The organism is Niastella sp. sgz303648 (assembly GCF_059587045.1).
Genome location: NZ_JCAPSW010000001.1, coordinates 230,391 through 255,150 on the forward strand (window position 1 = coordinate 230,391; position 24,760 = coordinate 255,150).

At 41.7% G+C, this 24,760-nt stretch carries 18 protein-coding genes and 1 pseudogene; 12 read left to right on the forward strand and 7 right to left on the reverse strand.

The genetic code is table 11. The annotated features are described in order from the left end of the window. Positions 1 to 103 precede the first annotated feature (103 nt). The 5 genes from leuC to AC59IL_RS00870 all read left to right on the forward strand — a co-directional run bounded on the left by leuC (position 104) and on the right by AC59IL_RS00870 (position 5,630). On the forward strand, positions 104 to 1,507 hold the full coding sequence (gene leuC / locus AC59IL_RS00850; protein WP_496550168.1) for a 3-isopropylmalate dehydratase large subunit: 1,404 nt from the start codon (positions 104 to 106) through the stop codon (positions 1,505 to 1,507). A gap of 106 nt (positions 1,508 to 1,613) precedes the next feature. Continuing rightward, the gene (gene leuD / locus AC59IL_RS00855; protein WP_496550169.1) at positions 1,614 to 2,246 is read left to right on the forward strand and encodes a 3-isopropylmalate dehydratase small subunit; all 633 of its coding nucleotides are present in this window, start codon (positions 1,614 to 1,616) and stop codon (positions 2,244 to 2,246) included. Between the two features lie 144 nt (positions 2,247 to 2,390). After that, positions 2,391 to 3,884 carry a hydroxymethylglutaryl-CoA lyase-like TIM-barrel protein gene (locus tag AC59IL_RS00860; protein ID WP_496550170.1) on the forward strand — a complete coding sequence of 498 codons (1,494 nt, stop codon included), beginning with the start codon at positions 2,391 to 2,393 and terminating at the stop codon, positions 3,882 to 3,884. A gap of 162 nt (positions 3,885 to 4,046) precedes the next feature. Then, positions 4,047 to 5,120: a 3-isopropylmalate dehydrogenase gene (leuB, locus tag AC59IL_RS00865; RefSeq protein ID WP_496550171.1), complete on the forward strand. Its 1,074-nt coding sequence runs from the start codon at positions 4,047 to 4,049 to the stop codon at positions 5,118 to 5,120. 255 nt (positions 5,121 to 5,375) lie between these two features. After that, positions 5,376 to 5,630 carry a DUF4342 domain-containing protein gene (locus AC59IL_RS00870; protein ID WP_496550172.1) on the forward strand — a complete coding sequence of 85 codons (255 nt, stop codon included), beginning with the start codon at positions 5,376 to 5,378 and terminating at the stop codon, positions 5,628 to 5,630. Positions 5,631 to 6,069: 439 nt separating this feature from the next. Here AC59IL_RS00870 and AC59IL_RS00875 read toward each other — a convergent pair whose 3' ends face one another. The 3 genes from AC59IL_RS00875 to AC59IL_RS00885 all read right to left on the reverse strand — a co-directional run bounded on the left by AC59IL_RS00875 (position 6,070) and on the right by AC59IL_RS00885 (position 7,412). After that, a complete protein-coding gene (locus AC59IL_RS00875) occupies positions 6,070 to 6,477 on the reverse strand; it encodes a GNAT family N-acetyltransferase (RefSeq protein ID WP_496550173.1) in 408 nt (135 codons plus the stop codon). A 156-nt stretch (positions 6,478 to 6,633) separates the two neighbouring features. Continuing rightward, positions 6,634 to 6,960, reverse strand: a complete 327-nt coding sequence (locus AC59IL_RS00880) for a hypothetical protein (RefSeq protein WP_496550174.1) — start codon at positions 6,958 to 6,960, stop codon at positions 6,634 to 6,636. Positions 6,961 to 6,986: 26 nt separating this feature from the next. Continuing rightward, complete coding sequence (locus AC59IL_RS00885) at positions 6,987 to 7,412, reverse strand: YybH family protein (RefSeq protein WP_496550175.1); 426 nt, start codon at positions 7,410 to 7,412, stop codon at positions 6,987 to 6,989. 456 nt (positions 7,413 to 7,868) lie between these two features. Here AC59IL_RS00885 and AC59IL_RS00890 point away from each other — a divergent pair. Then, positions 7,869 to 8,489 (forward strand): annotated as a pseudogene (locus AC59IL_RS00890) (helix-turn-helix domain-containing protein); the annotation flags it as partial. Positions 8,490 to 8,767: 278 nt separating this feature from the next. Continuing rightward, positions 8,768 to 9,454 carry a DUF1345 domain-containing protein gene (locus AC59IL_RS00895; RefSeq protein ID WP_496550176.1) on the forward strand — a complete coding sequence of 229 codons (687 nt, stop codon included), beginning with the start codon at positions 8,768 to 8,770 and terminating at the stop codon, positions 9,452 to 9,454. Between the two features lie 96 nt (positions 9,455 to 9,550). On the opposite strand, the gene AC59IL_RS00900 is transcribed toward AC59IL_RS00895, so the two are convergent. From AC59IL_RS00900 to AC59IL_RS00915, 4 genes are all read right to left on the reverse strand, one after another. Then, positions 9,551 to 10,828: a serine hydrolase domain-containing protein gene (locus AC59IL_RS00900; protein WP_496550177.1), complete on the reverse strand. Its 1,278-nt coding sequence runs from the start codon at positions 10,826 to 10,828 to the stop codon at positions 9,551 to 9,553. Between the two features lie 170 nt (positions 10,829 to 10,998). After that, positions 10,999 to 11,625, reverse strand: coding sequence for a DUF6000 family protein (locus AC59IL_RS00905; protein ID WP_496550178.1), 627 nt, complete (start codon positions 11,623 to 11,625; stop codon positions 10,999 to 11,001). Between the two features lie 207 nt (positions 11,626 to 11,832). Continuing rightward, positions 11,833 to 13,017, reverse strand: coding sequence for an IPT/TIG domain-containing protein (locus AC59IL_RS00910; RefSeq protein WP_496550179.1), 1,185 nt, complete (start codon positions 13,015 to 13,017; stop codon positions 11,833 to 11,835). 117 nt (positions 13,018 to 13,134) lie between these two features. Then, positions 13,135 to 15,870, reverse strand: a complete 2,736-nt coding sequence (locus tag AC59IL_RS00915; RefSeq protein ID WP_496550180.1) for a T9SS type A sorting domain-containing protein — start codon at positions 15,868 to 15,870, stop codon at positions 13,135 to 13,137. Between the two features lie 876 nt (positions 15,871 to 16,746). Between AC59IL_RS00915 and AC59IL_RS00920 the strand changes: the two genes are divergently transcribed. From AC59IL_RS00920 to AC59IL_RS00940, 5 genes are all read left to right on the forward strand, one after another. Further along, entirely contained in the window at positions 16,747 to 17,385 is a 639-nt protein-coding gene (locus AC59IL_RS00920) for a DUF6266 family protein (RefSeq protein ID WP_496550181.1), read from the forward strand. Positions 17,386 to 17,817: 432 nt separating this feature from the next. Continuing rightward, positions 17,818 to 18,429, forward strand: coding sequence for an RNA polymerase sigma factor (locus tag AC59IL_RS00925; protein ID WP_496550182.1), 612 nt, complete (start codon positions 17,818 to 17,820; stop codon positions 18,427 to 18,429). A 95-nt stretch (positions 18,430 to 18,524) separates the two neighbouring features. After that, positions 18,525 to 19,742 (forward strand): FecR family protein, encoded by a 1,218-nt coding sequence (locus AC59IL_RS00930; protein ID WP_496550183.1) that lies wholly within the window; start codon positions 18,525 to 18,527, stop codon positions 19,740 to 19,742. Positions 19,743 to 19,963: 221 nt separating this feature from the next. Continuing rightward, on the forward strand, positions 19,964 to 23,380 hold the full coding sequence (locus AC59IL_RS00935) for a SusC/RagA family TonB-linked outer membrane protein (RefSeq protein ID WP_496550184.1): 3,417 nt from the start codon (positions 19,964 to 19,966) through the stop codon (positions 23,378 to 23,380). Beyond that, the gene (locus AC59IL_RS00940) at positions 23,377 to 24,756 is read left to right on the forward strand and encodes a RagB/SusD family nutrient uptake outer membrane protein (protein WP_496550185.1); all 1,380 of its coding nucleotides are present in this window, start codon (positions 23,377 to 23,379) and stop codon (positions 24,754 to 24,756) included. The genes AC59IL_RS00935 and AC59IL_RS00940 overlap by 4 nt, the downstream gene beginning before the upstream one ends. The last annotated feature ends 4 nt before the right edge of the window (positions 24,757 to 24,760 follow it).

Sequence of the window (24,760 nt, forward strand, 5' to 3'; positions counted from 1 at the left end):
GATTTTTACATTTTTAACCTATCTATTTGAAAAAATACACATAAAAACCTTATTATCTGGCTATATTTTAAGAATTTTGCGGCTCGATTATAAATTATATAAAATGAGTAAAAACCCCGCTGCATTATTCGACAAAGTATGGGATTCACATGTGGTCAGGCATATTGAAGATGGCCCCGATGTGTTGTTTATCGACCGGCATTTTATTCATGAAGTAACCAGTCCTGTTGCATTTCTCGGACTGGAAAGCCGTGGATTGAAGGTTATGTTCCCCGAAAAAACCTTCGCTACAGCCGATCATAACACCCCCACCATCAACCAGCATTTGCCCGTTCAGGACCCGCTTTCGGCCAACCAGCTGAAGGCCCTCGAATCCAATTCGGCCAAATATGGCATTTCACACTGGGGACTCGGCAATCCCAAAAATGGTATCGTGCATGTGGTTGGCCCCGAAAATGGTATTACCCTGCCGGGTATGACCATCGTGTGCGGCGACTCACACACTTCTACCCATGGCGCTTTTGGTGCTATTGCCTTTGGTATTGGTACCAGCGAGGTAGAAATGGTACTGTCGTCGCAATGTATTATGCAGCCGCGCCCCAAAAAAATGCGCATTAAGGTAAATGGCAAACTGGGCAAAGGCATCACTCCGAAAGACGTTGTTTTATATATCATTTCAAAACTCACTGCAGCCGGCGCTACCGGTTATTTTGTTGAATTCGCAGGCGATGTGTTTGAAAACATGAGCATGGAAGGCCGCATGACGGTTTGTAACATGAGCATCGAAATGGGCGCACGCGGTGGTATGATCGCCCCCGACGAAACCACTTTCGCCTATATCAAAGGCCGCGAAAAAGCACCCAAAGGCGAAGCCTGGGATAAAGCGCTCGCTTACTGGAAAACGCTGAAAACCGATGAAGGCGCTTCTTTCGATAAAGAATACGAATACAAAGCTGCCGATATTGAACCCATGATCACCTACGGTACCAACCCGGGTATGGGCATCGGCATCACCAAACATATTCCTACGGCAACGCAAGTAGGCGGCAGCAAAGCCAGCTACGATAAGTCGCTTAACTATATGGGCTTTCATGAAGAAGAAAGCATGCTGGGTAAAAAAGTTGACTATGTTTTCATTGGCAGCTGCACCAACGGGCGCATTGAAGATTTCCGTGCATTTGCTTCGGTAATTAAAGGCCGCAAAAAAGCCGATCATGTTACCGCCTGGATAGTGCCCGGTTCGCACATTGTTGAAGCGCAGATCAAAGAAGAAGGCATACTGGATATTTTGCTCGAAGCAGGATTTCAGTTACGTCAGCCCGGTTGTTCGGCTTGTTTGGCAATGAACGATGATAAAATTCCTGCAGGTAAATATGCTGTGAGCACCAGCAACCGCAACTTCGAAGGAAGACAAGGTCCCGGTGCAAGAACCATGCTGGCAAGTCCGCTGGTAGCAGCCGCTGCAGCAGTTACAGGATTTGTGACTGACCCACGCGAACTGATTTAGTTGTAAGTGATAAGTCGTAAGTAATAAGTTCCCTCAGCGAACCGTCACTTACGACTTAAACTTCAACCCGAACTTATAACTTATTATTAATAACTTATTACTCAAAATGGCTTACGATAAGTTTACGATATTAAAGAGCACTGCGGTACCTATGCCCATCGAAAACGTAGATACCGATCAGATCATTCCCGCCCGTTTTTTAAAAGCCACCGAGCGCAAAGGCTTTGGCGATAACCTGTTTCGCGACTGGCGTTATGAAAACGATGGATCTCCCAAAAAAGATTTTGTATTAAATAACCCGATTTACTCCGGTAAAATATTAGTAGGCGGCCGCAACTTCGGAAGCGGCAGCAGCCGCGAACACGCCGCCTGGGCCATATACGATTATGGTTTCCGTTGCGTGGTGAGCAGCTTCTTTGCCGATATCTTTAAGAACAACTCTTTAAACATCGGCATATTACCCGTAACAGTAAGTGAAGCCTTTTTAGATAAAATATTTAAAGCCATCGAAGCAGATCCTAAAACAGAGTTAGAAGTTAACCTGGCTGAGCAAACGATCACAATAGTCGGAAGTTTGCCCAACTCCCCCTCCATCCCGCCTTTAGCGGGAGGGGAGACCGAATCTTTCGAGATCAATGCTTATAAGAAGCATAACATGATGAATGGCTACGATGATATTGATTACCTGCAGAGCATGAAAACCGATATTCAATCGTTCGCAGCGAAAAGCGTTTATTAGTTCAGTGAATTATAAATAAAAAATTAGAAATGAGAAATGAAGGAGTATATAGCCTGCTTCTATTATAGTTTTACTTTCTGATTTTTAATTTTTCATTTCTCATTTTTAATTATTATGCCAGTGGCCCCCCGATATATTGAGATCATGGATACAACACTCCGCGATGGTGAACAAACCAGCGGCGTGTCGTTCTCCCCATCTGAAAAGCTAACGATTGCCCAGCTATTATTAACCGAGGTAAAAGTAGATCGCATTGAAATTGCTTCGGCGCGTGTAAGTGAAGGAGAATTTGAAGCGGTAAAAGCCATTACCAAATGGGCAAAGGCCAACGGATTTTTGAACCGGGTTGAAGTCCTCACTTTTGTCGACGGCGATGTATCGGTTCAATGGATGCAGCAGGCCGGCGCCAAAGTGATGAACCTGCTTACCAAAGGTTCGCTCAATCACTTAACGCATCAGCTTAAAAAGAAGCCCGAACAGCATTTTGCCGAAGTGGCCGCTGTAATTAATCTCGCAAAGAAAAAAGGGCTCGAAAGCAATGTATACCTCGAAGACTGGAGCAATGGTATGCGCCACTCGCGCGACTATGTGTTTCAATATCTCGATTTTTTAACAAAGTTGCCGGTAAAACGCATCATGCTGCCCGATACACTCGGTGTGCTAACGCCTGCCGAAGTGTATGAATTCATTTCATCCATTGTTCAACGCTATCCCGATACGCATTTCGATTTTCATGCGCATAACGATTACGATCTCGGCACCGCCAATGTGCTCGAAGGCGTAAAAGCCGGCGCCCATGGCATTCACCTTACCATCAACGGTATGGGCGAAAGAGCGGGTAATGCGCCGCTGGCCAGCGCCGTGGCAGTGCTGAACGATTTTATGCCCAATGTAAAATCATCCGTGGTTGAAACCTCATTGTACAAGGTGAGTAAACTGGTTGAAACGTTCTCGGGTTTTCGCATTTCAGTAAACAAACCGGTGGTGGGTGAAAACGTGTTTACCCAAACGGCAGGCATACATGCCGATGGCGATAAAAAGAACAAGCTCTACTTCAGCGACCTGATGCCTGAACGTTTTGGCCGTCAGCGCAAATATGCGTTGGGCAAAACAAGCGGCAAGGCCAATATTGAAAATAATTTACAGCAGTTAGGCATACAGTTAAGTGAGCCCGACCTGAAAAAAGTTACGCAGCGCATTATTGAGCTGGGCGACCGCAAGGAAGTGGTAACGCAGGCCGATTTGCCATACATCATTTCTGATGTGCTCGACAGCAAAAACATTGACGAAAAAGTGCGTATCGAAAATTACGTGCTTACGCATTCAAAGAACCTGCATCCTTCGGCAACAGTTAAAGTTTCGATCAACGGCGAACTGTATGAAGAGCATTCTCAGGGTGATGGACAGTACGACGCCTTTATGAACGCCCTGAAAAAAGTGTATAAAAAAATGAAGGTGGAGCTGCCCCTGTTAACGGATTATGCAGTGCGCATTCCGCCCGGTGGTAAAACAGATGCCTTATGCGAAACCGTTATCACCTGGAGCCATAACAATAAAGAGTTCAAAACCCGCGGCCTCGATAGCGACCAAACGGTATCGGCGATAAAGGCTACGCAGAAGATGCTCAATCTGATATAAAACCAGTTACAGGTTACAAGTTTCAGGTTCCAGGGACCTTACATCTGGCAACCTGAACGATATTAAAAGTCCTGTAACGTGTAACGTGTAACCTGAAACCTGTAACTCAATCCTATATTTGATACTCATAATTCATAGTAAAAACTAATCTTAAAGAAACGCATGGCAACAAAGAAAATCCTCATCGTTCCCGGCGACGGCATTGGACAGGAAGTAACTGCAGTTGGTAAAAAAGTATTGGATAAGATAGCTGCAAAATTCGGACATACGTTCACTTACGACGAAGCATTGATTGGTCATGTGGCCATTGAAGCAACGGGTAATCCCCTGCCCGATGAGTCGCTCGAAAAGATGCGCAAATCCGACGCCGTTTTATTCGGCGCCGTTGGGCATCCCAAATACGACAACGATCCATCTGCCAAAGTGCGTCCTGAGCAGGGTTTGCTGAAGATGCGTAAGGAACTGGGCCTGTATGCCAACCTGCGCCCGATAAAATTGTTTGATGAGCTGCTGGGTGCATCGAGCATCAAACCCGAAATATTAAAAGGCGCCGATATTTTATTCTTCCGCGAGCTGACCGGCGACATCTACTTCGGTGAAAAAGGAAGAAAGAACAATGGCGATACTGCTTTTGATGTGGCTGAATATAGCCGCTATGAAGTGGAGCGCATTGCCCGCAAAGCCTTTGAAGCAGCCCGTACAAGAAGAAAGAAATTATGTTCGGTAGATAAAGCCAATGTTATTGAAACCAGCCGCCTGTGGCGCGAAGTAGTACAAAAGGTAGCGCTCGAATATCCCGATGTGGAAGTTGAGCACCAGTTTGTAGATGCCACAGCCATGTTGCTGATAAAAGATCCGCGCAGGTTTGACGTGGTAGTTACCGCCAACCTTTTTGGCGATATCTTAACCGATGAAGCATCACAGATTGCCGGTTCTATGGGTATGCTGGCCTCAGCTTCAATAGGCGATGGCACCGGTGTATATGAGCCCATTCACGGTTCGGCGCATGATATTACCGGTAAAGGCGTAGCCAATCCCCTCGCCTCTATTTTATCGGCAGCCCTGTTGCTCGACATATCATTTGGCATGAAAGCCGAATCAGAAGCCGTGATCAATGCGGTTGACAAAGTATTAAAAGCAGGTTTCCGCACCCGGGATATCGCCGATGCGCAAACACCTGCAAACAAAATATTAGGCACTGAGGCTATTGGAGAAGAGGTGTTGAAGCTGATTTGATTGTTCGATTGTTGAATGGATTGATGGTTAGGGTCGCTGAAAGTTTATCAACCGCTTTATCATTCAATCAATCCAACAATCAAACAATTAAACAATCGAGCCATTTCATTAACGGGTGGGTCATCTTTCAAAAGGTGGCCCACCCGTTTTGTTTGTTAAACCATTCCAACCATCAAACAATTTAACCGTCGAGCCATCATAGTGCAGCAATCTGCCAGGAATTCCGTAAATTATGTAACACCAAAAACAACAACCATGCCCACCACAACAAATAAAGAATGGTTTACCCTCAATGGCGAAAACCTGATAAACAAAATAAAGGAGCTGATCAAAGAAGGGAATGTTCGCAAGGTTACCATACACGATAAAGACGGGAAAGAGCTGATGAGTTTTCCGTTGACCATTGGCGTTGTTGGCACCCTGCTGGCGCCCGTATTGGCCGCTATAGGCGCTTTAGCAGCGCTGATAGGCGAATGCAAAATTTCGGTGGAAAGGGAAGAAGGCAGGTAAGGCTCGGGATACAGGTACAATGCACAAACGAAAGGTCCAGGGAATTGCCGGAGTTGCTTAAAGAAAGCATGCGAAAAGCTACCAGTTTAATCTTTAATAAGCTTTTGAAAATCGTATACAAGATGCGAGGCGCCTTAAGATTTTTACCTGGTTTGAGCAATATCGAAGTTCAGAAGTATCACATCAACAGCGTAATCGCAGAGGTCGCCGGTTCGAATCCAGCCGTCCAGGAAATGCCGGTATTTGGTGTGCCGTTGAGCCAAAGCGTCCCATCGTGTATACTTACAAACAAGTGTGGCTCTCATCATATGAATATGAGCCGACATACTGTTTTTAAATAATATAGAAAAGCGTTTCAGGGCTTTTTCCGTTTTAATGCCCACACCAGCCTGGATCATCCTGAGGCTGCAGGTGCCTTTTCAAGGAGATGAATTTTAAATTACTTTGCTCTCGGTATCATGAAGCTGCGATCTTCTTTTAAAAACCCAACTTTAGGATAATACTCCATAGCCGTTGGAACGGATAACAACAAAATCATTGACTGCTCACCTAACTTTTCTTTTGTGAGTTCAATAAGTCTTTTGCCTATTCCTGATTTTTTATATTGACTATTAACTGCCAGATCAGCGAGGTAACAACTCCAGGCCCAATCGGTAATGCTTCGGGAAACCCCAACTAATAATTCACCATCCCAGGCAGTAACAATTAAGTTTGAGTTTTCATACATTTTTTGAATTCTTTCTTTGTCATTAGTCGGTCTGGGAAGTCCTGCATTTTCATATAGTTCAATAACCTGCTCTGCAGTTGGTGTGACGTCAAATTTGTAAGTAATTTTCAAAGCATTCATTTTTAGGAAGTGGTTAATAATAAGTGGCTCACGCTAAAGTTCAGTCTATGTTCGCCGGCCCTATAACTTGTATTTCTGCTATTATATGCTACTTTTCGCGTTAAACAAAAAAAAATCATGGTTTCAGGGGTTGAGACGTGAGGTGGAAAGTCAGCTTTAATATTTAATAAATGCATAAACTGTTGTACTTTGGGGAATTGACCAACTGTCTGCCCGGAACTGAAGCAATAGCTTTATGCTGTCATTGTATTTTTCACTATTCATCAACCCTCTGAGTTTTCGTTCTACTTCCAATAACAACTGACACAAAAATTTTACCTGTTCCAACATAAACAATAAAGTATCTTTTAATACGGTATCTTTTTGCGCTTCCTGTTCTATCCAGTTTAGAAAATTACGGCTCCAACGGGCTTTCCCAAATTGTTTGGGAGTTTCTACACCCTGATAATGCGCAATTGAATGCAGGAAGTGCTCAACAAGCAAAAAAAACCGGAACGATTACAGGTAAGCTAAATGTCTCCTCGAATTGGTCCCTTGTCATTGAAACTTGCAATGGGATCTGCGTGGCGATGTACCAGCTTCCAATTGTCTTTTTCCTTTCTAAATGTAGTAGTAACTCTGAGATCAAATGAAGAAATTTCTGATTTTCCACCAACCCTGGATGTCCATTTTTCGATTTCAAATATGATTAGAAGATCATTAGTTTCGTAAGTAGCAATTCTTTCGAAACTTTTTACTTCACCATCTCTAAAGCGTGATGATGCAAAATCAAGTGCTTCGGAGACCCGTTGCCATCCTTTTACAGTTGATCCGAACGGGTTGGCCAGCATAACATCATCTGAATGAGAGTACATTTTTTTCACGGGGTCAGGGTTGCCACGTGAAAAAATATCAGCAGCCTTGTGATATTCTTCAATTGTGAGTTGGATGTTCATGGCTCCATATATTAAGTCGCCAAAAAATTATTGCACCGCTACAAGTTAATTGCTGTTAACGATAAAGCATTTGTGTCTGGCAGACGCCCTAAACAAATGCTAAATAAAGTTACAAAAGTTCATTGTTTATCCTGCTGTTCAATTCGCCATCCTGGCTTAAGAACTCTCCTACTCGCCTTACATCTTGTGTTAACAGGTTAGCAATCCGTCCAGCTGTCCCGACACTAAAAATGAACCCTTCGATCGTTGGATTTGAAGGGTTTTAGTTTCAAGGAAATTATATTCCTTATATAATTTAACTCATCAGTCCTTAAGTAACCCATATTTTTTGACTACAAAAAAGTCAAATTCGGTTAAGTCAATTCTTTCACCATGCTGCAATTTTGTATCAACAAAAAACAGCAAAATGAATATTATCATCACAGGTTCTCTGGGAAACATAAGTAAACCACTTGCACAGGATGGATTCTACTCATTCATCCCGATTTTCTCTGGAACACTGCTTTGGCAAAGATCATCGACAAGTACGAATTCTTTGATTACTCGGTAAATGAAGCACTGTTTCTTTCAGATAAAGAAGAAGCGATCCTGGATAATATTATTAAAAACATTGGGCAGGAGTACCATTCAAATATTGACAAATTCAGTAAACAAATTATTGTTCCACAAATTGAAAGTTTGCTCAATTATTGTGAGCGTTTTTATCACCGGCAATTCATTACCCGTGAAAAAGCTAACGATCAGATTCTGGACCGATTAAACAAAATACTCAATGATCGTTTTAATAGCGGCGATTTGATTTATCAAGGCTTACCAACCGTACAATCCATATGTGAGGAACTGAACATTTCTGTAAGCTATTTAAGCCGCGTTCTTAAACTATTAGCCGGACAAAGCACACAACAATTCATCCACGAAAAGCTCATAGCAAAAGCCAAAGAGAAACTTTCTACAACAGATCAATCTGTAAGCGAAATTGCATATGAACTGGGGTTTGAGCATCCACAATCGTTCAGCAAACTATTTAAATCAAAAACCAAACTTTCGCCTTTGGAATTCCGGCAAACTTTTAGTTAATGGACTTCATTTTACTAATTTAGTAATTTCTTTTCAGTCAATTCATATATAGAATTAGGATTATAATTTAACATGCATTCTGCTAAATTTATAACGGAACCCTTACTGCTCGGGTCTTAACCAGGTTATTCCAGCGGGCAGGCAATACAATTGGAACCAAAAGCGCAGTTGTCACCGGTTAGCGTAAATACAACCTGTCATTTAAGAATATTTTAAAGCAAAACCGGTATTCTCTTCTATTGATTTGCTTGTAATGCACGGATCTGTATTTTTGTTACATGAAGAAAATCAAACCTATAACGCGTTTTCATAAATTGCCTGCTCTTGTTAGATTTTTTACGGCATTGGCTTCGGCTTTTATTTTCCTTATTATTCTGCGACGAAGAACTATTCCAGTGCAGTTTATGTCGGCCTGGATTGGCTTTTCGCTTGTGAATCTGATTTTTTTTTGGGTCATCATGTTCACAGCCCACCCCAGAGAAATAGCCCGCATTGCCAAGAAACAGGACTTCAGCCGGATACTTATCTTTTTTGTAATACTGCTGGCATCCTTTGTAAGTTTGGTAGCTATTGTGTTATTGTTACGAGAATTGCCCAACCCAGGTCAAAGGGGATATTATTATCATATAGTACTTTCTATTGCCTCGGTTAGCTGCTCCTGGTTTTTGATCCATACCATTTTTGCATTCCGCTATGCACATCTTTATTATACTTGTAAAAAGGAGGAAGTCATTGATAAAGAATGTAGAGGTGGGTTGGAATTTCCTAATGATAAAACACCCGATTATCTTGATTTTGCCTATTTTTCCTTTGGGTTAGGCATGACCTTTCAAGTGTCGGATGTTCAGGTAACTTCGGGCATCATACGGCGTCTAACGCTGTTGCATTCTCTAATTGCCTTCATATTTAATACCACTTTTGTTGCACTCGTCATAAACATTATTGCAGGATTGATACAAAAATGAGGCAGTTGTTCAGTGGGCATAACCTGTTAAGTGCCCTGTGATTTCACTTTTAAATCCTGTATTAGCAGGTTCCGGGTAGAGCAATTCAACCTAAGGTTATTTAGGCAAAGCTTTAATAATTTCCGATAAAAAAAGGTCAGGATCTAAGTTACTCCCTTGTTCAAAAGCAAAACGCACTATTACCAATTTTTTAGAAGGTATAACCCAAACATATTGCCCGTCATAACCTTCACAAGAAATGCAATCAGAAGGTACATGAGGGTATTTTTTATTTGCCGGATTGTTTTTATCCCCTTCGTTTGTCCACCACAAAGCACCATACTTTCCTGCTTTACCCGGTTTTTTTACATTAGAAGCTGTCGCTGTAAATTTTACCCAACCTTCAGGTAATATTCTTTCACCATTCCAAATGCCATCGTTTGCATACAGCAAGCCCAACCTTGCCCAATCTCTTGCTGTTGCATAACAATAAGATGAACCAACAAATGTTCCACTTGCATCAACTTCTAACAAAGTATTGTTCATCCCAATTTTATAAAATAGTTGTTCATACGGAAAACGGTAGCAGTCTTTGTTACCAACCGTTTTGCGTATAATATAAGAAAGTATGTTCGCTGTGCCATCTGAATAATTAAAAACTTTGCCTGGTTCATTTTTAAGAGATTTGTCAATAGCAAATTGACTCATGTCTCTTTCCTTAAACAACATATTGGTCAAGTCGCTTGGCCCTGCAGGAAACCACCAAAAACGCAATCCACTGTTCATATGCATCAGGTCGGCAATTGTAATTTTATTTCTTTCGTCTTTTTTCCATTGGTCAATAGGAGCAAACGAATTGATGTTTAACTTTTTTTGGTGCACTAAAATTCCAATCATTGCATTTATGATGCCTTTGGTCATGGACCAACTCAACTGTTTGGAATTAATAGAATAACCATTTGCATATTTTTCTCCTATTATCTGTCCATTGTAAACAACCAGCACAGTTCTTGTTTGCCTTTGCTGTTTATTATTAGGTTCATTGAAAGCATCTTTTATGGCAGCATTCAATTGTTCTTTGTCTACACCTGCATTTATGTAGTCTTTTATACGATTGCCTTGAGGGAAATTTATTGTGTCTTGATTGTATGGTAAAGCATTGGTAACATTTATGTATTGTTTCCTTAATTCTGTTTCGCTTATTCCACTAATTAATGTTGCTCCCAACCCCTTTCTATAAATAGCTTTTCTTTTAGCAAATCCAAACACCGATGCAGACACCGAGCTATCCTCCATGTTTACTGTATAAGAAGCTAAATTGTATGGAAAAATGCCTGTTTCATGTTTTGAAATATCATCCGGAGTTCTTCCTGAAACAAAAATATCAGAACACATTTCTTTTGCTACGTGTCCACATATAATAGGAAGAAATTTCCATACATAAATTACAAAACAAATAAGTAGTACAAGAAAAAGTATTTTAAGATTTTTTTGATTCTTGTCTTCATTGCTCTTAAATAAAATCTTTTAAAATTTAGGGTCTGTCCAAAATAGCAGCCAACGTTTTAGGGCTTTGTGTTGTGGTGGGTATAAGCCAACGACATAGCCTCATCGAATACTCTTATCATTTTATCATCGACCCGTACGTAATCGTCAATTTTGAATCGCCGATATTTCTTTTCGTATACCTCTATATCCTTCTTAAATGTATCCCAAACATGCAAAGATTTTTCTATTCGGTTTGTCTTATTTAACTTGTCCAGCCAACCAAGTGCGATAAGAGCCCAGTCGAAACCCATTATATCAATACGAAGCAAATCAAATTTTTCTTTCAGAGAATCAGTTCGCAACTTTATGTGCCTTTCAATGCTGCTAATGCTATTTTCCGTATTTAGAAAAGCCAAAGCAAAAATCAAATGCTCGCAATAAACCGGGGAATTATATAATGTATTAATAAGTTCATCCTCCAGTTCCACTTTCTGATATAATCCTATAATCCACGCAGCTACTTTTGATGGTCGCCAGGAGGATCTAAGCATATGGGTCAGTTGAATGTTATCAAGCTCTTTTTCTATCTTTTTTAATCCATTAAACAGGCCTGGAATATGCTCTGGCCGGCTCACAAAGTTTGCATTCATGAGTAGTAGGTAATAAGGCGCTACATAGTCTGGATGGAATGTATAATCTGTCACTTTTATAAAAAAGTTATTAACTCATAAAAGTAAGTCAATTTGTACTGCACAGAACATGAAATCAATGATTTAATTAAAGAATTGTTCTATTCGAAACTAAGCGCAGTTCATCATTTGATTTGTCATTCAGGATATTTTGTTGCTACCGTTCTGCCAACAAAAAAAGCCACCTGTTGAGGTGACTTCTTTTGCTGATTTAATTCGTTATCAATAGGTCAAATAGGTTATCGTCTTGCTATACGTAACAGACGCGGACAATACAGTTACCGTTACCTTATATTGTCCTATTTTACTTAAATAGGGAACCCAGGCAATGATCTCATTATCTGAATTGTACTGTATGCGAAAATTTCTGACATTGCCATCCTGATCAACTGTTGTAACCGTTGCAGGCTCCTCAGGAGAAGGAGAAAGCAAGTGATTCCCCATAATTTCAATTAAATCACCATTAACAACCGTGTCCTCAGCAATGGAAGTAATTTCCGGCGGAACCGGCGCAATCAGCTTTAAGGAGTCTTTTGCCTGAGTTTTCAAACCGGCAACTTCTACAGCAATAGTGTGTGATCCGAGCCCGGCATTTTTAGTATTAACGGCTATTGACGTATTGCTTTCAGCAGCAGTAGTTATCAATGAATTATCCAGGTACACCTGGTCATACCTGAATGAATTCCGGAATCCTTTTCCCTTTATTCTTATCACCTGCCCTATATATGCTGTCTTAGGATAAACAGAGTCAATCACAGGCGCGTTTAAATGAAAGGATGTTGTACTTTTTACGGTTTGTGCAAGAACAGTCACGCTGATAACAGGTGTTGCATTCGTTATATCATCCGGCACTACTACCTTCAGCGTTTTACTATCCTGCGAAATTACCATTGCAGCAACATCTCCAAAGTTCACTACAGGCGTATTTTTATAAAAAGCGCCTGTAAGGGTAATGGTATCCCCGATATATGCATTGGCTGGTGAAAATCCTGAAAATTGAATAGCAGGAGATGTTTCGGTAAAGAATTTTTCAGCTACCAGCCACAGGTTATTATCTCCCTTCACATTGATCTTTGTAGTTATATCAGTCGTTTCGGGTACCAATGCTTTGATCACTATGTTGGGTTTGGAGGTACTTACACTTATCACCTTTGCTTGTGCATAGTTACCAAAGAACACCGTTAGATTGTTGGGATTACCGGTAAAATTCGCGACTGTAATACTAACAGTATCGCCAATAGCGCCACTTTCCGGATAAAAACTTACCAACCGGGGGTTATTGTCATTTCCCCCGGGATCAACACCGCCGCCTGTATTGGAAGGTGCATTAACCTTTTCTTTTTTACACATAGAAAAAAGGATAAGGACACCAAGCATCAGGACAAAAGTTACATTTCTAATTTTCATAGTTAGCATTTATTGTTGTTGAATTCAAATCCGGTCTCATCTATCAAAGCATTACCGGAGCTGTATTATATTCACCTATACAACCTGACCTTTTTAAAAATTCCTATCCCGATCACATTATTTCTTCCGGATCTGGGTTGTCATCACATTGTTGTCGCCGGTGAAAACAACAAAGTAGCTGCCTTTTGCCAGGTTGGTAACATCGATATTAGTTTTGGTTATACCCGCAGCAACAGGGATGGTTTGCCATACTTGGCCATCCACACCAACCACCCGTATAAAGGTAACATGGCTGTTAACGGGGCAGGTAACCGCAACCGGTGTATTGCCGGTAATCAGGCTGGGATAAACATTGAAAGGCTGAGCATTGACATTGTTGAAAGAAATAACACTGCTATAGTTGATGGTCCCGCTCTTTTCAACCGACTGTAGCCGGTAATAAACAACCCCTGCAGGAACATGCGTATCAGTAGCTGTATACGTGTTCATATCTCTTCCCGTAGCGACTACCCGCTGTACCGGCGTAAACACAATACCATCTGAACTTCGTTCTACGATATAATAGCTCATATTTATTTCATCGGCCGTTTGCCAGTTCAGTTGAACGTTACCGTTTTTCCGCTGACCAGTGAAACGCAACAAGGTTTCAGCCAGTGTCTGGCAGGCGTTCAGCATAAGGCTTTTGCTGCTGGTATTGGTACAACCACCCACTGTGCTGGTGACCGATATGGTATAGGTTCCTATATCCGAAGCCGAAACAGGGTTGAGCGTAATGGTATTCCCGGTGCTGGTACTGCCGTTGGAGCGTTGCCAGGAATAGGTGTAGAAAGGACTTGACGGGAGGGTAAACGTTGCAGCGCCGCCGAGGCAGGTACTGCCGGTAGTGACCACATTGGGTAGTGCCAGCGTGTCGATGGTAATGTTGCGCGAGTAGCTGTTGGCACAGGCATCGGCCATCAAAAACGTGTAAGTGCCCGGAGCCAGGCCCGTGAACACGGGGCTTGCCTGCAGCAATGTGGTTGTTGACCCTGCGGTGATCTGGTATTGATACGGCGCCACGCCACGTGTACTGTCGGGCAGCAGCGCCACCTGCCTGGTAGTACCGCAAAGAGCTACAGCAGCAGAGGAACTAAACACGGGTTGTGTATAGGCTGGGATGACGATCGTGTCAATAATAACATCGCAGCCCGGATTGACATTACCCAAGTATGACGGAGAATAATAATTTTGATACTGATAAGACGCATAGTAAGTCCCGGACGAAAGATTCAAGAGCGAATCGCTGAAAGACGAAGCCATGAAGTATTTGTTATATATCGAATTGACGGCTACAGTGCCCGGCGTATATTGCGAGTTCGACGTGGCACTCAGCAGGATCTTATTGGCATCTGTGCATCCTTTTTCCAACGAGGCGCTGAACACGGAATGGCGCACATCCGAAGGCCTAAACGTAATCGTAATACTGTCTTTGTTCCCGCATTGGTCGATGGCGTACATCGTATAGGTGCCAGGTCCAAAATAGCCCAGTATAGTTCCGGACCCCACATTTGTGGTGGTATCCGGGTAGGTATAGGTGTGCACCGTGCCGTCGGCAAACGTCACGGAAGGAGGGCCCGACGTAAGCACGATATCAGCCAGCCGGTTGCCGTAGTTGTACTGAATATAGAGGCTTGTTGTTCCCTCCCTGCAGGTGGCATACGGCAAATTTTGAGTATAGGATATTTTAAATGCCGGCCCTGCGGCCCAGTCAAATTGTAGTGTATCTTTTCTGCAGCAATCCTGCCGAACCACTTTGTAGCCGGTACCGGGCGGGTAACCCGAAAACGTGGAATTATTGGTTTGCGTGGCCAGCACACTGCCGGAGGGGCTTACCAGGGTATAGGTAATGGTGCTGCAATGCAATTGCGAAGGAACATCAAACGTATACGTGTATTGATTCCCGCAACCCGACGGGAGTGAACCATTGGGCGACATATCCATGTCGGCCGATATGCTAAAGTTATTCGTTGCTGAAACGCCGCACTGGTTGGTGATCGTTGTTGACATCATATCGGGAACGCCCGTGGTGTGATGAAACCGTATATTGAAAGTATCTTTAAGATAGCCCGAGCTAAGAGAAGGAGCAGTGAGCACATGCGTCACAACCGAGCCATTTGGCAGCGTCGCCATAATCGTATAAGGAGGCTTGTAGTTGGATATATTGAAGGTCAGGATAACGGCAAAAGAGTCGCAGGCAAGGTATTGCAGGCTGCTGTTTATAAAAGACACAGAGCTGGGGGGAGCGCTGAGGCTGACCGTTCGGGTTTGATAATTACCGCACGAATCGGTTACCTGGCAGGTATAGGTACCGGCAGGCAAACCGGTAAATACATTGCCTGCCTGCGGGCCCGCAGTAACGAGCGAAGGACTGATCAATGAATAAGCCAGTGGCGCCCGGCCATTGGTTACACTAATGGTTATAGAACCATCACTGCTGCCGGGACAGCCAGGCGATTGCGCGGCAATGTTGAATGAGGGAACAGCGTACGTACCGGTAACTGTAAAATTACTGGTAACAGAGGTATTACAATTATCGGTTACCTGTACAGTATAGATGCCCGGCGCCAGCGACTGCAATTTATTCGACGATTGCGGAGGCGATAAAGCAGGCCCGGCAATGATGCTGAAATTATACGGTGCTGAACCACCCGATACCGATACGGTAGCAGTGCCCGAAGCCTGGCAGCGGCTTTCGGTGGTGACAACCGAATTTATGATCAGGGGGGTGGAGGCCGGACATTGGGCTGTTGCAGCATTAAAACCCGCCAGCATCAGCAGCAGGCATAGAAATACATAGGGTAGCAACCGGTACATGGATGTAACGTTTTTCGTGTTAAGAGTTTTACGGATTAAAAAACTTATGGGTGTTTGTTATTGGTCGGCAGGGCGGGGCGCAAGGTATTTTCTTTGATCCAATAGCGTACTCGTAATACTTGGATGTTGCATGGAGTTGATTTTATATACAATCCTCTATGTATACAAACCTGATTACGGAATTTCTGATTGGGTGTATTTTGCCACGGAATGAAATTTCATGAGATTATATATGGCAAAGGAGAGATGTGTGACTCTTTTTTTTGTGATTCTGCAAAAGTTAGTGAACATTAACGTTTTAACAGCCCACTTTCAGAATTTTTTGGGAGCTGAAAAAATATTCCTTCAACTCCTATCACGTTTGGAAAGATGTTTGATACAAATATGTAACAACTACAACAAGCCCGTTTTTCCTTCTCTGTTATTAAGGGCTGAACTGGCCAATACGCTGCCGCTTCATTTTACCACATTATTACCGGCTTCGGGTTTGATCAATACCAGCTTCGTATCAGCTTCTGTTTTTATCCGATACTTAACCGTAGTTTATCCGTCATTTGTCCGACTCCGACTCGGACGAAACCCGGACAAAAGTCGGACAAAACTCGGATGAAATACGAATCAGATACGGCCGTGGTACGACCCCGGTATTGAGCAAACCCTGTCGAAAATTATTTAAACCGGAAAGCTGAAAAAAGACAATGCAGGCACTTCGCATGAGCGGGAGAGAAAATGCTAAAAGACAAAAACAAACTGATTTTCAATGTATATAGTCATCAGCGGAACTTTTGGGCCCAGGTTCATGATATTTGAATAAAATTAATATATTTATATCACTAACGGACACTGTTATTTATTTTTCCATTAAACTTTATTTGTATGGCCAGAATAACAAATAGCATAACCGGCGCCCTCTCAGGCACCATTGGCCCCATAGTGGCCGCTACCTGGAAAGGTATTCCTATTGTACGCACAAAGCCACAAACAAGATCTAAAAAACATTTCAGCGAAGCGCAGGCCGCCACCCGCCTGAAGTTTGGGGTAGCCACCAGATTTCTTCGCTCAATGCGCAACCTGTTAGAGATCGGTTTTCAAAACGAAGCCATTGAAAAAACAGGTACCAACGCCGCCATCTCCTACACTATGAAACATGCCATCAGGGGCAACTATCCCGATTTTGCCATTGCCTGCGACCGGGTGCTGATAAGCCGGGGCTGCTTGAACAACGCTGCCGCATGCACCGTATCGCCGGCTGAAAATGAAACCCTTCAGTTTACCTGGACGAATGCCGAACTAACCGGCAAGGCTACGCTGGCCGATAAGGCTATTTTAGTGGCCTATTCCGAAGAGCATAATGCCCTTGTATATGAAACCGGCCCTGAACGCGGCACCGGCAAGGCCATCCTCAAGATGCAGGCCTTTAATGGCATAAAAGTGCATACCTGGATCAGCTTTATATCAGAAGACGGAAAAGATGTGGCAACCAGTATGTATTGCGGAGAGGTGATGGTGGAGTGAAATTAAATTCAACAAATAAAGTTTGAAAACAGCCGGGAAAAACTGCGGCATCCTCGTCTTTAATAGAGGAGCATACTTACTTATGCCATTAGCGTAAACAACACACAAAGACTTGAAAAGTGCGCAACAAAAAAACTTTGCAATTCATCGGGAAAAACTCAACAGTCCTCGTTTGTAGTATAAAGAAGATTCCACAACTATGCCTTATCGTACACAAATACACAAAGTCTTAATCAGAATCATAAAGTGAGTAAAGAAAAAATACTTAAAAAAAACCGGGAAAAAATTTCACCATCGCCGTTTATATTAATGCATATACTTCTGCGTAACCTTAAAAATTGTTTCGCAGATCAACAAATAATCGCCCACCTTGTCCGGTCCGTACTATTCGTTATCCCTTATTTATTTAATCTGTAAAAAGTACTCGACCTAATGATTAAATTCTACAAGAACGGCGTTTTTGATTTGTCAAAAAAACAGTTGAAACGATTAAAAAAAGGAGATCAGGAAATTTATGGAATAATTTATCATGAATTCTATAAAAAGCTTTTCCAATATGCATTGAGGCTTGTGAAAAATAATGATATAGCCGAGGATGCAGTTACAGAAGCATTGGTTAAACTTTGGCAATTAAAGGAGCAATTCGAAACAATTCAAAACATAGCTGCATTCCTTTATATTACAACCCGTAATAAATGTATTGATGAACTAAACCATTCAAATGTAGTAGCAAGAAATCAGCAGCAGTTGGTGCATTCATTGCAAACAATTGATGACAGATTAGAACAGGAAGAAAATCAAAAAATTAAAGCGGAAATACTTGATCATATTTATAAGGAAGTGGAAAAATTACCAAAGAGAAAACGCGTAATTTTTACCATGTATTTTTTTGATGAGCTTTCAATCGACGAAATCGCTGAACTACTTAGTCTCAATCGCAAAACAATTCTAAACCAAAAACAATTGGCTATAAAGGCAATCAGATCCGCAAGGAAATGGAGAAACTTATTGATTATTTGCCTTGCGTTTCATTGGATCATATAATTGTTTGAATTTTTAATGGGTAAATTTATCCTTTTTATTATAACCATAAAAATCAGGTAGCATTGGCAACTACTGCTACTTATTATTTATAACATATGGAGGAGCGCTATCAAATAATTGCACAGTTAATTGTAAAAGACTTACAAGGCACTTTAAATAAGGCCGAAAAAGAGCTATTAAAAAACTGGATAGCAGAATCACCAGAAAACAAAAATTTATATAACAGATTTACAAGTAAAGAAGGCTATTGGGAGGAACTCAAAACTTTTCATCAGGTTTGTAGTGGTATCTCTGATACCGGAAAGAAGAGAATAGAAAAGGAACTTAACATTAAAATTCCGGATGTAATTAAACAATCTTCTTTTACAATTCATTGGGGTTATGCGGCGGCGGCTACCGTGCTAATTGCAATCGCTGCTTACTTTCTTTGGCCGGTTAAAACAAATAAGAAATCCGTAAATGAGGATAATATCAACCTCAGCTATATACCTGCCGGCAATAATCCGGTTCTCAGAATTTCGAAAGATTCAAGCATTGAACTGGACGTTATGAGAAACGGAATCATTACCCATATGGGAAATTCAATAATTGAAAAAAAGGGACCAGACTCACTTGTATATAGTACTAACAATTTTGAGACAAAAAAAGAAACAGCTGATTTTAATACAGTATTTCAAAACACGGTAGCAACCCCGCAAAACCGGCAACTGCATGTTACCCTGTCAGACGGTACACATATGTTACTAAAAGACACCTCAGCTGTTACTTTCCCTCCCGATCTTACTAATGAAAGAACTGTAGAGTTGAAAAAAGGCAATGTAAGTTTTGATGTGGCTCCTAATAAACCGAAACTATTCCGGGTAAAGGTTTTCGACGATATTTTTATAACAGCAAAAGGAACCCGCTTTAGCCTTTCAACTCAGCCAAATGCAAGAAATGTTATGGCTACCCTTTATGAAGGTTCTATTCTGATTTCAAACAAAACCGACTCCCAATTGCTGCAAGCGGCTGGCCAACAGGCATTGGCTGCAACCGACGGACCTATAAAGGTTTCCTACATCAATAATGCATTAAATAGTTCACTGCTTAACAGTGAACCAATCAGGTTTCTAAATGATGATTTTGCTTCTGTACTGAAAAAACTTGAAAAAGCATATGGAGTTATAGCGGCATTCCGGGGTAAATTTCCCGGGGGTACATTTACTGCCGGAATAAACCAAAATACTCCATTAAATGATGTAATATTAATGCTTGAATCCAGATTTCATATTCATATAGAGTTAAACGGAAATAAAATTATTGTGTTGCCGTAGGCTGCACTTCTGCCAACCTTTCCTCTAATGGCCATACGGCCGATGCCATTTCACCATTAAACCATGTAAAGTGTTACAGCATTGCTGATTATATGCCAGGGGCATATAATCAGCAGTCTGAACCCAAGTATTGACCCACACCAAACAGTCCACGGCTTCCGGCCGTGCAGGATTTCCTTGTATAAATTTTCGATACACACAAAATTATAAGGGCTTCATTTATGAAATCTGTAACTCTATTAGTAGCTTTTACTTTTGTTATAATTTCACTTACTACCCAGGCTCAATATTCGCTTACATTAAAAAATGCAAGCCCGGTAGAGTTCCTCGATTCAGTACGAAAAATAACCGGCCACAATTATTATTTTACCTGCGAAGAATGGTGGCTGAAAAATGCCGGTGTTGTTAACTGTTCGGTTCATAATGTAAGTCTGAAGCAATTATTAAAAGCCGGATTCAGCACACTTCGACTCACTTACTGTATTAAAAAAAATGGTATCGAAGTAGGTTCCCTGCCTGTGAAAGGCATATTAACAAATAAAAACGGTGAGCCTGAGCAGTTCATCAACGTAAGCGTAAAAGGAACTAACCTGTATACTGAATCAGATGAGGATGGCAGGTTTAAAATCGCCAGCCGGCATCCGATAAGTACGCTTGTATTAACAAGTGTGAACACAGATACGATTGAAAAAAACATAACCGGCCCTGAACTAATTACTATAGAATTAAACAAAAAGATAAACAAACTGGGAGATGTGATCAAAAATACCAGCACCGGGTATCAAAACCTTCCACGCGATAGAACTACCGGTTCATTTGAGGTATTGTATGACAAACAGGTTAACCGGAATATTTCTCCATTTATTCTGCAGGGGATTGAAGGAATCGGCAATGGCTTATTGTTCTGGAAAGATCCTTACAATGTAAACCGGCAGCGTATTTCAATCAGGGGACTAAGTTCTTTATTTGGAAATTCAAATCCCCTGATCGTGATCGACAACTGGCCGTATGAAGGCGATCCATGGACTGCAAGCCTGAACCCTAATGTTGTTGAAAAAGTAACTTTTCTTAAAGATGCGGCAGCAGCATCTATATGGGGCACTCGTGCCGGCAATGGCGTAATAGTAATTACTACTAAAAAGGGAACCGCATCAACCGGCAATACAATACGCTTAAACAGTAACATAACAATAGGAAGCAAACCCAACCTGCATTACGAACCAACTATGTCGACACGTGATTATGTTGATATTGAAGACTCGTTATTCCGGAATGGGTTTTACTTATCATTAAAAAATCCCGCACGCGTTGTATCACCCGTTATTGAAACACTTATACAAAAACAAAACGGATTGCTTTCTGACCTGGAGGCTAAAAAAATCTTAAACGGCTTCAGGGCATACGATAATCGTAATGATCTTAAAAAATACTTTTACCGTAATGCGGTAAGCCAGCAATATGCCATAAGTTTAAATGGCGGCTCTGACAGTCATGCCTATTTTATTTCAGCAGGATTCGATAGAAATCAAAACAGCCTTAAAAACAGCGGATATAAACGTAACAGCTTTTTGGTAAACTACCAGTTCTATCCGGCTAAAAACATTCAGGCCAATGCGTCGATACAATACCTCGAAAGTGAAACACTTAACAATAATCCGGCTCCTGATATGCACTGGAATTATATTCGGGTCGTTGATCCAGATGGGAAAGCACAGGTTGTTCCCCAAGACCTCAGGCAATACTATAAAGATACGGTTGCAAGGGGTATTTTGCTTGATTGGAATTACAGACCATATGATGAGTTACTGAAGCGATATAATAAAATGCAACTGATGAATATTCGCGTTGATGCCGGACTGCAATATAATTTCACCAGAAACTTTTATGCAAAATTACTTTACCAATATACCAGAGACAATACAGAGCAACGTGATTATATGAAACCCGACATGTATTTACCACGTCATTATTACAATAGTTACAGCGAAAGGTCGGCCGGAGGTATTATCAGGCATGTACCACCGGGCGGTATACTGGATTATGGAGATGGAAAATTCTTTTCAAAGAACCTTCGTTTTCAAACAGGCATTAACCCCACATGGGGCTCGCACGAAATAACTGTTATAGCAGGTGCTGAAAAAAGAATAGCCGAAACATCCTATTTATCCGGCCGCCAATATGGTTACAATCCCGACATGTCGGGTAGCATACCCACAGATTTCGATACACAATTTCCAATGTTTTACAATACCTCTGTGGCAAAAAGCATTGAACCAAATGAATTGAATCCTTATAATTCAAAAGATCACTATGGATCAATTTTTTTTAACGCAGCGTATACATTCAGAAAAAGATACAGCCTGTCTGCCAGCGCCCGGCGGGATGAATCAAACCTTTTTGGAGATTCCAGCCAAAAAAACATACCGCTATGGTCTGCCGGAGGCACGTGGCTTATTTCGGATGAACCTTTTTATAAAGCATCCTGGCTTACCTATTTAAAACTTCACACATCCATAGGATTTAGCGGCAATGTGATAAAATCGGTACCCGCGGTTACTACCATTGCCGGTGGCAGTTTAAATATTTACAACGCACCGGCTAACCTGATTAGCACAGCCCCCAACCCGAAACTGAAATGGGAGCAGGTGAAAATGATTAATGTTGGGTTAGACTTTACAATCGGCAAAAAAAGAGTTGGTGGAAGCATAGAATGTTATCAAAAAATATCAACTGATCTGATAGCCCCGGCACCCACTGATTACACTACGGGCAATTTATCCTATATCGGCAATGTAGCAGAGATGAAAGGAACCGGAATAGATCTTACATTGAATACCCAAAATATAATATCCTCACAGTTTAAATGGACAACCAGATTGTCAGCCAGCTTCAATCGCACCATTGTTACCCGTTATCCTGATACAGCAGACGCAACCTGGAAATACCTTGACCCTGAATTCAGGATTCCACTACAGGGGTATTCTCCCTTAGCTGTTTTTAGCCTTCGTTCGAAGGGATTGGACCCGGCCAATGGCGACCCGAGAGGATTTTTGCATGGCCAAATCAGTAAAGATTATGAAGCAATATTAAATCAAACACCTCTTAATCAACTGGTATATAACGGCCCCGAACAACCTGTTTTTTATGGCAGTATCTATAATGACTTTAAATGGAAGGGGTTCAATCTTTCTTTTTCCATCATATGGAAACTGGGTCATTATTTCCGCAACAATACTATTTCTTATACAGACCTGATCAATGGGCGCGGTTTCGGGCACGTGGATTATGAAAAACGCTGGCAAAAACCCGGTGATGAAGTATTTACCAACGTTCCATCGATGAAAAATATAAGTATACGGCGGGATCTGTTCTATAAATTTTCGGATGTTCAGGTTGAAAAAGCAGATAATATCCGCCTTCAGAATATTCAGCTGGGCTATAATTTCAACAGGCTTTATTTTAAGAGACTGCCATTCAGGGAGGCCCGGATATTTATACAGGCCACCAATATTGGCATCCTATGGAAAGCCACAAAAACAAGAACAGACCCCGATTATGTTTCAGGTATCCCTACAGGTCGTATCTGGACCATAGGTTTTAGTGTTGACTTTGAAAAAACCAAAAATGAAAAAGAATGAAAAACAATCTTATTCTGTTGATTTGGTTGTCGGCTTACGGAGCAGGCGTAACATCATGCCTGAAAAGAGAACTGCTAAACAGTACTCCCTCCAGTGCATACCAGGTTCCTTCCTCTTTGCAGGATTTGCAGGCTTTACTTGATAATGAAAGTGTAATGAACAGCAGTCCTGTTTTGGGCGAACTATCGGCAGATGCAATCTATATTACCGACCAGTTGTGGTACTCTTTAACCTCGAGGGAAAAAAATACATACATATGGGCCTCATCAATTTTTGGGTACCGTGAAGTAGTAGACGACTGGTTTTTGCCGTACCAACAGGTATTTTATGCCAATGTTGTACTTTACGAATTGCCCCATTTTAATTCTACCGGAAGCTATCAAAAACAATGGAATACAATAAAAGGCGATGCACATTTCAAAAGAGCTTATGCGTTTTATAATATAGCACAATTGTTTGCCCCCCCTTATGATGAAATAACAGACAATAGTCTGGGGATACCATTACGACTTACGCCGGTGATTGAAGTGCCGTCGCAACGCTCTACTGTACATGAAACATACAATCAGATCCTGACCGACTTATTCACCGCCCGTCTGTTACTTCCTTCCGGAGTAGACTCTGCAAACCGCAATCGCCCGTCTGTATCCGCGGTATTTGCTATGCTTGCCCGGGTATATCATTCTATGCGAAAATATGATAAGGCAGGTATGTATGCAGATAGTTGTCTGATGATGAATAATGACCTTATGGATTATAATGATTTAGACCTGTCTTCCAATATGCCTTTTAGTCGTTTAAATAAAGAAACGTTGTATCAGACCAGATTCCATGCTACAACAGATTGCCTGATTGGTTATTCGGCAAGCGGTTGCATAATTGATTCTGCACTGTATAAATCTTATGCACCCGGCGACCTGCGGCCTATGGCTTATTTTATTATGAATAAAGACCGGTTGCCCAATATCAAAGGTAGCTACTATGGCAACTACTTTCCTTTCAGCGGACTTGCGATCGACGAAATTTATTTGATAAGGGCCGAATGGCATGCAAGAAGTAAAAATACGGCAGCGGCCCTAACGGATCTAAATACGTTGTTAAAAAAAAGATGGAAGGCAGACAGTTATAAGCCAGTCACTGTACCGCCTTCCTCTGATATTCTGCAACTGATCATTGCAGAAAGGCAAAAAGAACTGGTTATACGCGGGTTGCGTTGGACAGATATCCGGCGTTTAAACAAAGAAGAACGTTCTATAACATTAAAACGTAACATAAAAGGGCAGCTATATGAACTGCCTCCAAACGATAAACGTTATGTATTACCCATCCCTCCTGCAATAATAGCCCAAACCGGAATGCCTCAAAATCCAAGATAGCCCG

Bases quoted from the DNA above. Each gene is read 5' to 3' on its own strand.
- leuC (WP_496550168.1), top strand. From the start codon at position 104: ATGAGTAAAAACCCCGCTGCATTATTCGACAAAGTATGGGATTCACAT.
- leuD (WP_496550169.1), top strand. From the start codon at position 1,614: ATGGCTTACGATAAGTTTACGATATTAAAGAGCACTGCGGTACCTATG.
- AC59IL_RS00860 (WP_496550170.1), top strand. From the start codon at position 2,391: ATGGATACAACACTCCGCGATGGTGAACAAACCAGCGGCGTGTCGTTC.
- leuB (WP_496550171.1), top strand. From the start codon at position 4,047: ATGGCAACAAAGAAAATCCTCATCGTTCCCGGCGACGGCATTGGACAG.
- AC59IL_RS00870 (WP_496550172.1), top strand. From the start codon at position 5,376: ATGCCCACCACAACAAATAAAGAATGGTTTACCCTCAATGGCGAAAAC.
- AC59IL_RS00875 (WP_496550173.1), bottom strand. From the start codon at position 6,477: ATGAATGCTTTGAAAATTACTTACAAATTTGACGTCACACCAACTGCA.
- AC59IL_RS00885 (WP_496550175.1), bottom strand. From the start codon at position 7,412: ATGAACATCCAACTCACAATTGAAGAATATCACAAGGCTGCTGATATT.
- AC59IL_RS00895 (WP_496550176.1), top strand. From the start codon at position 8,768: ATGAAGAAAATCAAACCTATAACGCGTTTTCATAAATTGCCTGCTCTT.
- AC59IL_RS00900 (WP_496550177.1), bottom strand. From the start codon at position 10,828: ATGTGTTCTGATATTTTTGTTTCAGGAAGAACTCCGGATGATATTTCA.
- AC59IL_RS00910 (WP_496550179.1), bottom strand. From the start codon at position 13,017: ATGAAAATTAGAAATGTAACTTTTGTCCTGATGCTTGGTGTCCTTATC.
- AC59IL_RS00915 (WP_496550180.1), bottom strand. From the start codon at position 15,870: ATGTACCGGTTGCTACCCTATGTATTTCTATGCCTGCTGCTGATGCTG.
- AC59IL_RS00920 (WP_496550181.1), top strand. From the start codon at position 16,747: ATGGCCAGAATAACAAATAGCATAACCGGCGCCCTCTCAGGCACCATT.
- AC59IL_RS00925 (WP_496550182.1), top strand. From the start codon at position 17,818: ATGATTAAATTCTACAAGAACGGCGTTTTTGATTTGTCAAAAAAACAG.
- AC59IL_RS00930 (WP_496550183.1), top strand. From the start codon at position 18,525: ATGGAGGAGCGCTATCAAATAATTGCACAGTTAATTGTAAAAGACTTA.
- AC59IL_RS00935 (WP_496550184.1), top strand. From the start codon at position 19,964: ATGAAATCTGTAACTCTATTAGTAGCTTTTACTTTTGTTATAATTTCA.
- AC59IL_RS00940 (WP_496550185.1), top strand. From the start codon at position 23,377: ATGAAAAACAATCTTATTCTGTTGATTTGGTTGTCGGCTTACGGAGCA.